Origin of the sequence: uncultured Methanobrevibacter sp. (assembly GCF_902788255.1) — an archaeon.
Taxonomy (GTDB): Archaea; Methanobacteriota; Methanobacteria; order Methanobacteriales; family Methanobacteriaceae; genus Methanocatella.
Genome location: NZ_CADAJR010000019.1, coordinates 31,973 through 45,798, shown reverse-complemented (window position 1 = coordinate 45,798; position 13,826 = coordinate 31,973). Strand labels below are relative to the sequence as shown.

At 34.3% G+C, this 13,826-nt stretch carries 11 protein-coding genes; 5 read left to right on the top strand and 6 right to left on the bottom strand.

The genetic code is table 11. From position 1 onward, the window contains the following. Positions 1-121 precede the first annotated feature (121 nt). Complete coding sequence (locus tag QZV03_RS06360; RefSeq protein WP_296874987.1) at positions 122-814, top strand: nitroreductase family protein; 693 nt, start codon at positions 122-124, stop codon at positions 812-814. A 21-nt stretch (positions 815-835) separates the two neighbouring features. Here QZV03_RS06360 and QZV03_RS06355 read toward each other — a convergent pair whose 3' ends face one another. Then, a complete protein-coding gene (locus tag QZV03_RS06355; protein ID WP_296874984.1) occupies positions 836-1,519 on the bottom strand; it encodes an MIP family channel protein in 684 nt (227 codons plus the stop codon). A 34-nt stretch (positions 1,520-1,553) separates the two neighbouring features. After that, entirely contained in the window at positions 1,554-2,705 is a 1,152-nt protein-coding gene (locus QZV03_RS06350) for an adhesin (RefSeq protein WP_296874981.1), read from the bottom strand. A 445-nt stretch (positions 2,706-3,150) separates the two neighbouring features. Between QZV03_RS06350 and QZV03_RS06345 the strand changes: the two genes are divergently transcribed. Together QZV03_RS06345 and QZV03_RS06340 are read left to right on the top strand one after the other, a co-directional pair. Then, positions 3,151-8,085, top strand: a complete 4,935-nt coding sequence (locus QZV03_RS06345; protein WP_296874978.1) for a hypothetical protein — start codon at positions 3,151-3,153, stop codon at positions 8,083-8,085. 266 nt (positions 8,086-8,351) lie between these two features. Continuing rightward, a complete protein-coding gene (locus QZV03_RS06340; protein WP_296874976.1) occupies positions 8,352-8,789 on the top strand; it encodes a hypothetical protein in 438 nt (145 codons plus the stop codon). Positions 8,790-8,800: 11 nt separating this feature from the next. Here QZV03_RS06340 and QZV03_RS06335 read toward each other — a convergent pair whose 3' ends face one another. Together QZV03_RS06335 and QZV03_RS06330 are read right to left on the bottom strand one after the other, a co-directional pair. Further along, the gene (locus QZV03_RS06335) at positions 8,801-9,382 is read right to left on the bottom strand and encodes a ZPR1 zinc finger domain-containing protein (protein WP_296874974.1); all 582 of its coding nucleotides are present in this window, start codon (positions 9,380-9,382) and stop codon (positions 8,801-8,803) included. After that, positions 9,375-10,319: a 3H domain-containing protein gene (locus QZV03_RS06330; protein WP_296874972.1), complete on the bottom strand. Its 945-nt coding sequence runs from the start codon at positions 10,317-10,319 to the stop codon at positions 9,375-9,377. The genes QZV03_RS06335 and QZV03_RS06330 overlap by 8 nt, the downstream gene beginning before the upstream one ends. 196 nt (positions 10,320-10,515) lie before the next feature. Between QZV03_RS06330 and QZV03_RS06325 the strand changes: the two genes are divergently transcribed. Beyond that, positions 10,516-11,568, top strand: a complete 1,053-nt coding sequence (locus tag QZV03_RS06325) for a DUF1611 domain-containing protein (RefSeq protein ID WP_296874970.1) — start codon at positions 10,516-10,518, stop codon at positions 11,566-11,568. Positions 11,569-11,573: 5 nt separating this feature from the next. After that, a complete protein-coding gene (gene sepF, locus QZV03_RS06320) occupies positions 11,574-12,143 on the top strand; it encodes a cell division protein SepF (RefSeq protein WP_296874968.1) in 570 nt (189 codons plus the stop codon). A gap of 21 nt (positions 12,144-12,164) precedes the next feature. Here sepF and QZV03_RS06315 read toward each other — a convergent pair whose 3' ends face one another. Together QZV03_RS06315 and QZV03_RS06310 are read right to left on the bottom strand one after the other, a co-directional pair. Further along, a complete protein-coding gene (locus QZV03_RS06315; RefSeq protein WP_296874966.1) occupies positions 12,165-13,061 on the bottom strand; it encodes a TDT family transporter in 897 nt (298 codons plus the stop codon). A 5-nt stretch (positions 13,062-13,066) separates the two neighbouring features. Beyond that, the gene (locus QZV03_RS06310) at positions 13,067-13,822 is read right to left on the bottom strand and encodes a TatD family hydrolase (protein WP_296874964.1); all 756 of its coding nucleotides are present in this window, start codon (positions 13,820-13,822) and stop codon (positions 13,067-13,069) included. Between the last annotated feature and the right edge of the window lie 4 nt (positions 13,823-13,826).

Genomic DNA, 13,826 nt, shown 5'->3' with positions numbered 1-13,826 from the left:
TACTGCTTTTAAATTAAAAATAAAGAAAAAATAGAACGAAAAAAATTTGTGACTCAAAAACTAGCGCAAATTCAAATCACACAAGTTTTTGAAAGAGACGGAGTTTTAAACTATTGAAATAATGACTTTACAAAATCAAATATACATAAGAAAATCCTGTCGAAATTATTTGGAAGATGAAATCGACATGGATTTGATACATGAATTCATGAAAAACGTTAAACCGCTAAATCCCAATATAAGTTATCGCTATGAAATTTTAAATCCGGGTGAAGTAAATGTCCGCACTCCATGGTCTGCCCCTTATTATTTGGCCCTGTATTCAGAAAAAAAGGACAATTACCTTGAAAACATTGGATTTGTATTCCAACAGTTATCTTTACACCTTCAAAGTTTGGGTATCGGCAACTGCTGGGTTGGAATGGCTTCTCCCAAAAAGAAAGATGGCGAGTTTGTAATCATGATTTCTTTTGGAAAGTCCGACAAAATGACCCGTGATAAGGACAGCTTCAAAAGAAAACAGTTATCCAAAATTTCCGACGTGGAGGATGAAAGATTGATTCCGGCACGTCTTGCTCCGTCAGCTATGAATACTCAACCATGGTATTTCAAACATACTGACGAGGGATTTGATGTCTATCAGGTCAGGCAGAATATCTTAAAACGTCAAATCCTGAAAAAATGGAATCCAATTGACATGGGTATAGCATTGGCTCATTTATATGTTTCCAATACCGAATCATTTGAATTTAACAAAAAAAGCGACTATAATGAACTAAAAGGTTATACATATACTGGAAGCATTAAAATTTAAAAAAAAGTAAAAAAAGAGGATTTAAACATCCTCTGCGGTTAATCCTTTGTAAAAAATTCCTGCAATGATTGCACCAATTACCGGAGCTAAAATAAATACCCAAACTTGTTGTAATGCCTGTCCGCCAAGGAAAAGAGCAGGTGCTAAACTACGTGCAGGGTTAACTGATGTACCGGTTAAAGGAATGCCTAAAATGTGTACAAATGCAAGGGTTAAACCGATAACAATACCTGCAACAGCTCCATTTTCTGCTTTTTTAGTAACTCCAAGTACTGTAAATACAAATACAAAGGTTAAGATTATTTCTACCAATATTGCTCCTACAACATCGAGACCAACACTTGATGCGGAGCCAAATCCGTTTTGACCAAGGCCTGTTGCAGTATATCCTCCAAGACTTGGAGCGGAGTTGATAATAACCGCTAAAATTGCAATACCGATAATTGCACCAATACATTGGAAAATAATGTACATTATCAGGTCTTTTGTTTCTAATCTTCCGTCAATCCACATACCGATGGATACTGCAGGATTGACGTGACATCCTGAAATGTCACCAATCACATAAGCCATAGCAACTATAGATAAACCGAATGCTAAAGCGATTCCTAGATTGCCTAAAACAGATCCTGCTATGGCTGCACTTCCACAACCGAATAGGACTAAAACCAGTGTTCCTATTAATTCTGCTATATATTTTTTCATAATTTACCTCATGTAAAATTTATTTGTCATCTTATTAATATCTTCTTATTCTTTTATAAAGTAAATATGCGATGAATAATACGAATAATATTAATACGAATGGGAATATGTGTAGTAATATTGAATCGTTTACTCTATCGAAGTGATATTCACTTTCAAAGCCCATATGTTCGACATCAGTATGATTTTGAGTAATTTTTGCAAAGTTATATAATAAATCATAGTAGCCGATACGTGCTCCATCATATTCAATTGAATCCGGGGCTCTTCCATTCTGGTCCATATATTCTCTAACTATTCCTCCCATTTTGAAATAGTCATAAATGGAATATGTGTCTTTTACCATAAATGAAATTCCCATCGGGTTTTCAGGTTCGTCAAATGCCTTTGGGAAATCTAACCCGTTACCATTCAAATAGGAACTGGTTTGGTATAAAAGTTGCGGGCCGGTATAATTTCCGTAAGTGCCCTTCATCTCTTTATCTCCACTTTGTATCAATTCCTTACTTGCACTTGCCATTACGGCAGGTTTTATGACATTATTGGTTAGCAGGCCATCACTTAAAACCTTTGTATCATTTTCATGAGTGTTGATGATGTCTACAATTTCCTGAGCAATCTGTTTGTTCATTTCTTCATCATATCTTGATAAAACTCCATTGTCAACATTTTGCGGGAATTCTTTTGTTGGCTGGACATAATATATTCCTGAATTTTTAAGAAATGTTCCTGGGTCATGCATTCCGGCTAAACTTTCATTTGAGTAGTTATCATCCCATGCTCTTCTTAAGAAATTGGTGTGGTTGTCCAGGTCATAATTCCCCATATTTACAAATACTATTTGCTTTTCAGAGTTTGCTGATGCTGTTGCCAATTGCAGATAGTTTCCGGCATCCGATGCGGCCAAATCAATACTCACATCACTTGTTACTTCTATTGATCTCCATCCCTCTCCTGCAGCGGGGGCCTGATTGTCTACAATCACCTGCAGTTCGCCTCCGCTCAATTCTTCTATATATGTTTTTAATGAGTTTAGTAGCTTTAAGTCAGTATCATGGTCGATAATATTATCGGATGTGATAAAGACGGTTTTTGTTGCACTAACATCCTGGATGATTGGTGCTATTATCAGTAAAGCCATTATCATTATTGCTATTTGTTTTTTCATGTCTCTTACCTTGGTCATTAATTATATGTTAATTTAATTTTTATCAATAAAATATTTTTTTATGGCAATTATAATATTTACTTTTACTTGTAAAATTTTACTCTAAAATCAATTTTGAGTTCAGATAATACATAGTTTTATATATAGCAGAATTTAATAGATTTTTTGAGGATTTAGAAAGATTACCTTTTATTTTGAGTTCAATATTGTTTTTGATTTGATAATCTTGGTATTGGCTTTTAAATTAAAAGTAACTGCTGAATTTTGGCAGGTTGTTTGTTTGAAAACGATTTGTGTTGGGATGTTATTTAATAATGCTCTTATTGATTTATGGTTATTTTTAAATTTAAGGGAGTGTATTATTATTTTAAATCTTAAACTTGGAATAAAAAGGTTAATTGCTAGTTAATAGCTTTTTGTTAATTAATAGTGTTTAAAATCGTCCTCACAAAAGGTGATTTAAATGTTAAAAAATAATGGAAAGATGGTTATTGGAAAAAATATTCTATTATGCATCGCTGTTATTTGTTTAATGTTTACTGCAGTTTGTTCAGTTGAAAATTCATTTGCAGTGGAGTTGAACGATACGGCTGATGAAATAGGAATTGGATCTGATGATATAGGACTAGAAAATTCTCAAGAAAATGAAATTTTGGAGGCGAATGCTGATGATGGTGATGTATTAAGTGCGGAAAGAGAAGTAAGTGGAAGGACATTTGGAGATATCCAAAAAGTTATTAATGGTGCAAATCCTGGAGATACCATTAAATTGGATGGTCAATATTACTCTACTGGATCTACCATTTCGGTAAATAAAAAATTGAATATAATTGGAAGTTCGTCTACTGTATTGGATGGTAGAAATTTAAATCGTATTTTATATATAAAATCTGATGCGGCGGGAACTCAAGTAAAGAATATTAAGTTTATAAATGGAAATCATGAAAATGGAGGTGCAATTCTTGTTGCTCCAAAAAATGTTTTAGTGGATAACTGTGTAATGGAAAATAATCGTTGTACTAAAGGGGGTGGAGCCATATGTTCTAGTTATGATTTGGACCTTGCTGCAAATCTGAAGGTATCTAACTGTAAATTTATAGGAAATATGGGATATCGTGATAATTTTGAAGATTATAGTTGTGCGGGAGCTCTGGCAGCATTTGGTAAAGGAACGGTTATTTCAAATTGTCTTTTTGACTCAAATTGGGTGAAAGCTAAGGTTGGATGTTGGGGTGGTGCGATTCAAGTAGGTCTTGATGAACCAGGATCCAATGTAAAGGTTATAGACTGTGTTTTTAAAAATAATTCAGCAATTTCAATTAATGAGAACTCTCATGGTGGAGCGGGATGTGTTCGTCAAGGTACTGAATATATTGGATGTATATTCATGGATAATTTTGCCGATGAAGGGGGAGCATTGACTTTTCACTCATCCGGAAATGTTGTAAATTGTACTTTTATGGATAATTCTGCAACAATGTATGGAGGAGCAATTTCCACAGGATATTTATATGATTATATGAAATTTGGTGTGTATAATTGTGATTTTAGTGGCAATACGGCTCCAATAGGAGGTGCAATTCAAGCAAAAGGTATGAATATTGATATTGTGGATTCCAATTTTAAGGATAATAGGGTAACCGAATATGGTGGTGCTATCAATATTGAAGCTGAGGATGTAAACGTTAAAAATTCATTATTCAGGTCAAATATTGCAAATGTTGATGGTGGTGCCATTTACGTCATAGGTACAAATACCAAAATCGAAAATTCGGAATTCATTTCAAATCAGGCAGTTCCGGACGTTAAAAAGCTTGATGATGGTTTAGGCGGTGCAATTTATGTTGACAGTTCACTGGCTACAATCAAGGATAACAAATTCAGGTTCAATACTGCAAGAAATGGAAGTGCCATTTATTATGATGAAAGCGGTGATAGGCTCACATTGGAAAATAATGAATTCTTCCAGAATCAAGCATGGGTTTATGCATTGCCGATTTCTGCCAGGGATATATTTTATGGCGATGGCGAAAAAATCACTGTAACCCTATTCGGTGGAAATAATATTGGGGATTATGATAATCTGGCTGTCTCAAATGCGATTTTCAATGCTGCTAGCAACCAGAATATTCTTGTTGATGATGAATATCCTGTTAATGGGGCCACCAATACCGGTGTGCTGTATCAGGACTCCCGTGAATATAATATCAATGTTTTGCTGACTGTCCAGCATGAAGACGGAACAATGGTGTATAATGAAATGGCTCCTACAAATTATTTAGGTCAAATTATAGTGGATTTGGATAATCTAAAACCTGGAAAATACACAGTTAACGCAAGACATTACGAAGATACCTACTATAAGGCAATCACTAATGCCACAACTTTTGTCGTCAATCCAAAGGTTGATAATGAAGTAACAAAAACAGTTTCAAAGGATATTACTAACTTTGAGGACATTGTGACATGGAAAATCACCGTTAAAAACCATGGTCCCAATGATTCAACCAACGTCACTCTTAGTGATGTATTGCCTGACGGTTTAATTTGGGTTAATGATACCTCCAACGGAAGGTATAACCGCAATACCGGAAAATTGACAATAGATGAATTGAAGGTTAATGAGGTATTCTCTTTCGAGATAACTACAGTCATTAACAAAACCGGAAAAATAGTCAACGGTGTAAATGTCACTTCAAATGAATTCGATGAAAATTACACCAATAATTTTGCAAATAAGACAATTTTTGTTAATCCTGCAGCGGATTTGGCTGTTGTAAAAAGTGTTTCCAATTCAAATCCTAACTATCATGATGAAATCGTCTGGACAATTGTAATTACAAACAATGGTCCGGATACTGCACATGATGTCATAATGAAAGACATCTTACCAAAATCATTAGTTTTCATAGATTCTGACGGAGATTATGATGAAAAAACTGGAATATGGAACATTGAATCATTAATCAGGGGTGAAACAGTCAGGCTCAATATCAGATGTCATGTTAATGCAACAGGTTTATTTGAAAATCTTGTTTGTGTAAATGCAACAGAATTTGATTTTGACCCAACCAACAACAATGACAGTGAAATAATTTATGTTAATCCTGCATCAGACTTGTCAATTATTAAAACCGTTAATGCAAGTGTCGTTAACTTCAATGATTTGGTAAAATGGAAATTAGCTATTAAGAATAACGGTCCTGATGATGCGGTTAATGTCAGAGTCATTGATCTTTTGCCGGAAGGATTTTCATATGTTGATTCAATCATGACAAAAGGAGATTATGTCGATGATGTATTCACTATTGACAACATTAAGGTCGGTGAAGAGGTTGTCATTGAAATAATCACATTGGTTGAAAATACTGGAAATCATGTTAATGCTGCAAATGTGGAAAGTGACAATTATGATCCTGATTTGACAAACAATGCTGACGATGAGAATATTTTTGTCAATCTTGCAGCGGACTTATCTGTTACAAAATCAGTTTCAGACTCAAATCCTCAATTTAATGACATTATAACATGGACAATTGAAATCATCAACAACGGACCTGATGTTGCACACAATATAACCGTAAAAGACTTGCTTCCTTCATCACTGATTTGGATTGAAGACGACAGTGAAGGAGATTACAATCCTAAAACCGGAATTCTTTTCATTGATGAACTGGACGTTGAAGAGACATATATATTAAATATTGATTGCACAGTGAACGCTACAGGTTCAATTGAAAATATCGTTTCAGTAAACGGAAGTGAATATGACTACAATTTGGCCAACAATGAGGATAATGAGACAATTGATGTGGAAAAATCCGCTGATGTGGCTGTTGTAAAGATGGTAAACAACTCATCTCCAAATTACAATGACCTGGTAAAATGGACAGTGGTCATCTCAAATAACGGACCTGACAAGGCTACTGAGATTGAAGTTGTAGATGTGTTGCCTGAGGGGTTGACATTTGTCAACTATACTGCAACCAAAGGGTTTTATGATACAAATCATTGGATAATGTGCTGTCTTGAAAATGGTGAGGTCCAAACACTTGAAATAGTCTGCAGGGTCAACAAAACCGGAAAAATCATTAACATTGCTTCAATTCATGCTGACGAGTATGACTATGACGAAAGCAATAATAATGACAGCGAAAGCATTGATGTTCCGCTTGCCGTAGACCTGCAGGTAATGATTGAGGCAAACAATACCAATCCGATATTTGGTGAAAGTGTCAAATGGATGATCAGCGTTAAAAACAATGGTCCTGATGATGCAACCGGAGTATTCCTTAAAGATATTTTGCCTGATGAGTTGATATTTTCAGACTATGAATCATCAAAGGGGATTTATGAAAGTGATATCTGGAACATCGGCTCATTGAATGTTGGCGATACTGTTTATTTAAACATAACTACAATATCTGATGCATTGGGTGTTATTCCTAATCATGTTGAAGCCAGTGCCCGTGAATATGACTGGAATATGGCCAACAACCATGCAAAAGATGAAATTGATGTAAGGCCTATCGCTGATTTGTCAATCGTTAAACTGGTTAATAAGGAATCCCCTAAATACGGACAAAATGTTAAATGGATATTGATTGTAACAAATAACGGTCCGAATGTTGCGCACAATGTTGTTGTTCGCGATATCCTTCCTGAACAGCTGAAATTCGTAAGTTCAAATGGTGATTATTCCAGAGGAATTTGGAAAATTGGCAGTTTGGAAGTTGGTGAGACAAAATCACTTGAAATTATCTGTAAGGTGATTTCAACAGGCAGCATTGTTAACAATGCTAAGGTTTGGGCTGATGAACTTGATTTGGACATGTCAAACAATCAGGCAAACCGGTTAATTGATGTGGCACCCGCAAGTGATTTGGCAGTTACCAAAATCGCATCAAAATACAGTTATCGTGTTGGGGATGTTATCGAATATAGGATTGAGGTTGTCAATAACGGTCCGGATACTGCGCGCAATATCAAAATTTCAGAAATCTTGGATGATTTGTTGAAAGTCAAATCATTTAAGACTACAATAGGTAAATTCAATAGATTTACAAATGTCTGGACTATTGACAGTCTCGGTTATGGGGAATCCGCAAGACTGATCATCAGAGTTATCGCTACAGGTTCTGGAATTATAAAGAACACTGTTACAGTGACTAGTGATAATTATGATTATGACAAATCCAACAATAAGGACTATGCTGTTGTCAATGTGACCGAAAAAGAGGACAATAGATTACCAAATACTTCTAATGAGGGTCATTTTGATAAAAAAGCCCCAAGCAATCTTGAATTGCATCCAACTGCAAATCCTTTGGCACTATTGTTGCTTTCATTGCTGGTTTCAGTAATATTTTCAGGCTCCGGTATTTCAAAGAAAAGATGATTTAAAGTAGCATTTATGCTACTATTTTTTATTTTTTTAAAACGGTTTTTCAAAATTTTCCAAGTATTAAAATTATTAATTTGACGTATCATTATTTTATATGTTGATGTAATAACTGGTCAAATAATGCTCCGTTTCTGTAAAATAATCAAAACCTTTATATAAAACTTCCAATAAACTATTAGGTAGATATTGATGTAATTGCGATTTTTCTCTAAATTATGTGATTCGCTCAATATTATTAACTAATCGAAAGAGGTGTAATTATGGCTGAAGAAGAAAAAATTGAAGAAACTTCCGAAGAATACTTTGATGAAGATGAAGAAAAATTACCTTTTGCTAAAGCTGAAGTTGTAAGATTAATGAAAGAAAATCTTGACGATGACAAAATGATTAGGGAAAGGGTAAAAGTTGAAATGAACAAATTCTTAGGTGAAGTGTTAAAAAACGTATGTAAACAATTAAATGAATATCCATACACCACCATCGAATACGAAATGCTTAAAGAATCAGTTTATCCATACACTAATATTGAAAGAATTAATCAAGAAAAAGAAAGAATTTTATTACATTTAGAAGCTATTAAAGCAGATTGTAATGCATTAGCTATGGATGTACAAAGAACATTAAAATTAAAAGATGTTGCTGAAGAGGACACATTCGTCAACTTCTCAGCAAATGATGAAGAAGAGGAAGAAGAATAGATTTTCTTCCTTTAATTATCTTCAATATGACTAAAACCTGTTTTTAATTCGCTTAATTCCTCTTCAGGAATGTCTAATATTTCAACGCTTTCACTTACAACATTACTCTGTCCGAAAGGATCAAGTATTATTAATGTGGCAGTACCGTTTCCTTTTTTTAACTCAAGAATTTCATTCAGTGTTTTCTTACCGTTTCTTTGAGATTCCTCATCCTCAAACAAGTTCAATGCTTTTTTAACAGCACTTTCAAAACGGGTAAGCACGCCTTCCACATTGGTTATATAACCTTCAGATTTTGGACCAGGCTCAACTTTAACGCCAATTTCCGGAATCATGACGGTTGCTGATTGTGATCTGACAATTCTCACAGATAAAGTGTTTTTATTAATCTCTAAAACATATTTTGCAGGGTCATTCTGCTCTAAAGCAATAATGTCTGAGTGTTTGAATCCGCATGCCGGACATTGGATGGTAGTTTCCATCACTTTTCCGAAATGAGGTATTTCTATTTCCTTCATGATGGATTTGGCAACGCCTTCCTTGGCACATGCGGGACATTTGATAATCATTTCATTAATTGTTTCATCATTCATTTAAAACATATCCTTTTTCAGTTAATTCGTTTACGATTTTATCTAACTTTTCTTGATTGGAAGCACAGATTGTTGTTTTTCTATATTCTGATAATTCATATAATTCGGTTAAATATTCTTTTTTGTTTTTATCATTGTTAATATTCTTAATGAAGTTATTTGCGGATTCCCCATCTGAAACGGAAATATTCCTGATTAAAGGTTCTTTAAATCCTTTGATGTTATATGTGATCTTTTCAAGACTTCCGCCATTTTGGTTGATGATTATGTCGATTACATCTTCAAGTTCATCGACACTGTTGATTAGGTTTACGGTGGTGCAGGACCTGTTGATAATTGATAATATTTTATCCAGGGTTTTTTCAACACTTTCAGTGTTTATTACATGCACATTATTCGCCTCTGCCTGACTCAATAGGTGGTCGTGGATTATTCTATTTTCCTTAAAGAAATCCAGTTGTTTTCCACCACGATGTATCTGAACAGCTCTTTTTACAAATCTTTCCTTGTGGGATTCCTCATCGGAACTTAAAACAAAGAAATAAATGTTTGCAAATTCTTTGAACTGGTCAATGTCAATCAATCCCGGCACTAAATGTACGCCCTCAATTACAATATCGTCATAATCTGTTATTGCCCTTTGGATAATCTTTTCAAGTCCAGGTATCACGTATGATGCATGGTCATCGAATCCGGCTGCAACCAATTCATCATAACTTGCATATCTGTTCTTGTTTCTAATATGTTTATATGCATCATAGGAGGAACTGTGCAATGCTGGCGCATATTCTTTACCAATTATGCCCCTCACTACAGCTCTTATAAAGTCACTTTCAATTAAATGCTTAATATCGAGTGATTTGGCCAGTTCTGCAGCAATTGTTGATTTTCCAATTCCTGATGCGCTTCCAATTAATATAACATAAGGTTTTCTCATGTTAGTGTCTCCTAAAAAGTTTTTTAATATTATTTATAATATATGTAATTTTTCCTTAAAAAACATTATACTTTATAAAGGTGGAAAATTATAATTAATTATAATAACAATTTTTTTAAAATTATTTTTTAAAAATTATTATGATAAACTACATGATTAGTTATAAGTTATAAATTATAGGATAGGGGTGAAGTTTTTGTATTCAGTAAAATCAGTAAAAGATATTCAAAATTTAAATCCATTCATTGTCGTTGGATGTGGAGGAGGCGGAGAGAAATTCGCCAATCTTGATGGCATTGAAGCAGTAGGATTTATTGATGATGATGTCAGAAAACAGGGAAAACAATATTGTGGCCAAATAATATCAAGCAGTCTTGAAGAATGTTTAAAAGATGCTCCTGAGGCCAAATCACTTGTTATAATGTTGCCTATTGGTGCAGAAGGTGTTGCACTAAAATATGCTGTTCAGGCTATTGATGCAGGTTTGAATGTTGTCACTTCTTTTAGATCATTGTCCATTTCCGAAAACTTGTCTTTAAAGAAATTTGCTGATTCCAAAAATGTTGTTATTAAAGAGATTAGTCCAAGACTTGATGTAGTTGAAAAAATTGCGGGTGTTGCCCCTAAAAAATCATGTGAAGTTTTACCTAAAATATCCTATACTCCTAAAGCACCTGTAATTTTTGTTGGAGGAACATCTCAGGAATGTGGAAAAAGAACAACCACTAAAATGTTAGGTTTGGCAAGTGCCGAAAGAGGATTAAATCCTGCTATAATTTCCACTGATGAAATGGGATTGGAAGAACCAACTGATTTTAACTTTAGGGCAGGAAGTTTATCTGCTATGGATGTTCCGTCTGCAGTCCTGTCTGCTATCAAATATGTTGAAGAAACAAAAAAACCTGATATTATTTTTATTGAAGGACAATCTAGTTTAACTGAAATCGGAAATCCTCATCCAAGAGGTCTGTCAGCCGCTATTTTAATAGGTGCATCTCCTGATGCAGTTATTGTAGGTCATAGACCAAACCACCCTTACAGAGAACCTAGGGGTATTGAAGAGGAAATTAGAGCTATTGAAGCTGTTGAACCGACCAAAGTTGTTGGATTGTCAATTAATCTTAAAAATGCTAGTTTAGACATGTGTCCTGAATACTTTGAAGATACATTTAATCTGCCTGCAGAGGATGTTTATAAAAATGGCGCTTCAAAATTATTAGATGCTATTTTTGAATATTTAGAGGAGTAATTTGAATGAGTTTTTTAGATGACGTTAAAAAAAGTTTAGGCTTTGAAGAAACAGACAGCAGTAACAAACCGAAAAACGAGCTATCAGACCTTGTTGACTCAATTCGTGATGTATTAAAACCTAAGGAAAATCCAAACAGGTCACAAGATCCTCGTCAACAGCAGTATAGGCCAAATCCTCAACCGCAATACAGACAAAATCCTAATGTGCCTCACAGGCAAGTTCCAAATCCTGCAAGGGACCCAACCAGCCCTATGCCAAAACCAACTCCTATTTATGATGATTTTGAAGTTATTGAACCTGAACAGTCTTTTTATGAAATTGTTTTAATCAGACCAAAAACAATCGATGACATTAATTATATTGTTGACCAGGTGCTTGAAGAAAAGAATCCGGTCATCGTTGATTTATCCTTTTTAGAAAGAGAAAGTGCTCCTAACTTTAAATTGGCAGGAGAAAAAATTAAGCAAATGAGGGCAAGATATGGTGCTCAAGCTTTATTGCTTTCACGTAGTGAAGAGAAAAATTTAATTATCATCTCACCTAAAAAGGTTAAAGTTATCAATAAAGGATAAGTAGATTAATTTCTACTTTAACTATTTTTTTAAGAATTTAATGTATTTGATTAATACATATACAACCAATACTGTCGCTATAACCGTCTGCAAAGCTAAAACATAATTTAAAAGTCCTATTTTTAGTGTGCCCAGAACTCCCTTTGTTGCAAGGGCACTGATTACGAATGGAAATGTGAATGCCGCAAAGCTTGGGTAGAACCTTATTTTTATATTTCTTATCAGTTTGTATATTGCGAAAATGTAGAATATTGATGCTATGCTATATAGAACTGTTAGAAACTCGTTTGAAATGATGTCTGCGGAGTTAACATATCCCACAATCAATATGCTGAACAATGCTGTAAAAATACATGTTAACGGTCTGTTCATTTCCGGAATTTTATCATAAATAAATTCCCTGTATAATACTAACGGTGTGGATACAAGCATTCCGATAAATCCGATAATGAAGAATATGAAATCCGCATCATTGATTCCATGGACGTTTGCAGTAATTGCGGCCATGGTGATTCCAACATAGACTATCCAGTAGCTTGGATAAACATTGGAAATATCAAAATTGTGCACGATAAAATGATAGGTAAAGTAAATTATTAATAAAATATGAAGCACTATTCCAATTATCCATAGGGTATATGAAATACCTGGCATAAATGGCATGAGATATGTAGATAGGATCATCAAACTCATTGAAAATGTTCCTGAACTGCTTGCAATGACCGGATTTTTAAAGTCATCTTTTATGAGTTGAGGATAAAAAACAACTTTTAGAAGGATTAAGATTAGAAATATTATGCCTATTGCTCCAAAAAGAAATCTAAGGCTGGGATGTATGTTCTGAAGAAGATTTCCCAGGGATAATGATGCAAGGATTAATCCGGAAACTGGAATAGGTAGTTTTTTAATGATATTCATTTTATCTAAAGATTAAAAAATTTTTGAGCATTCTTATGTGAGACCTTTTCAATTTCGCTTTTTCCATAGCCCTGCCTTGTTAGTTCACGGACTGTTTTCGGTACGGAAAGGGGATCTGATGGCTTGTTGCTTATATCACTGTTCAACAGGAATTTGTCAAATCCATATTCGTCCAGAATTGATATTGCTTCAAATTTATCCATTTTTTGAGGCTGTACAGTTAAGCCCAACATGCAATCACAATCGATTACATCTCCGATGACTTTTGGATTTATGTGGTCGATTACTGCTTGTTTTTCACTGATATGCTCTGGGATAATGTCCAAAATCACTTTTAAGACTTCACTTTTATTTTTGCGGGGAGTATGTATGATTACTTTGGAATTTGTTTCATCTGCTATGTCCAATTGCTGTTTGAATATGCTGACTTCATTATCTGTTAAATCTTCAAGGCCGATTTCGCCGATGGCAACAATCTGTTCTGTTTCAATCCATTCATACAAGCTTTCAAAGATTTTTTCAGGATTGACATTTGAATTTGTAGGATGGATTCCAAGAGCAACCTTCAAATCAATCCCATGTTCTGAAGCTCTTTTTGTATCTAGTTCAAGAATTCTATTTAGATGATTCAAAAGAACAATATCCTCTGGTATTTTATATGGGTAATAACTGCAGGTTATTGCACAATCAATTCCAGCCAAATACATCTGTTCAAAATCTTCTCCGCTTCTTGCATCTGCATGCATGTGTGTGTCTATCATTTTA

Bases quoted from the DNA above. Each gene is read 5' to 3' on its own strand.
- QZV03_RS06315 (WP_296874966.1), bottom strand. From the start codon at position 13,061: ATGAATATCATTAAAAAACTACCTATTCCAGTTTCCGGATTAATCCTT.
- QZV03_RS06330 (WP_296874972.1), bottom strand. From the start codon at position 10,319: ATGAGAAAACCTTATGTTATATTAATTGGAAGCGCATCAGGAATTGGA.
- QZV03_RS06355 (WP_296874984.1), bottom strand. From the start codon at position 1,519: ATGAAAAAATATATAGCAGAATTAATAGGAACACTGGTTTTAGTCCTA.
- sepF (WP_296874968.1), top strand. From the start codon at position 11,574: ATGAGTTTTTTAGATGACGTTAAAAAAAGTTTAGGCTTTGAAGAAACA.
- QZV03_RS06350 (WP_296874981.1), bottom strand. From the start codon at position 2,705: ATGACCAAGGTAAGAGACATGAAAAAACAAATAGCAATAATGATAATG.
- QZV03_RS06345 (WP_296874978.1), top strand. From the start codon at position 3,151: ATGTTAAAAAATAATGGAAAGATGGTTATTGGAAAAAATATTCTATTA.
- QZV03_RS06335 (WP_296874974.1), bottom strand. From the start codon at position 9,382: ATGAATGATGAAACAATTAATGAAATGATTATCAAATGTCCCGCATGT.
- QZV03_RS06360 (WP_296874987.1), top strand. From the start codon at position 122: ATGACTTTACAAAATCAAATATACATAAGAAAATCCTGTCGAAATTAT.
- QZV03_RS06340 (WP_296874976.1), top strand. From the start codon at position 8,352: ATGGCTGAAGAAGAAAAAATTGAAGAAACTTCCGAAGAATACTTTGAT.
- QZV03_RS06310 (WP_296874964.1), bottom strand. From the start codon at position 13,822: ATGATAGACACACACATGCATGCAGATGCAAGAAGCGGAGAAGATTTT.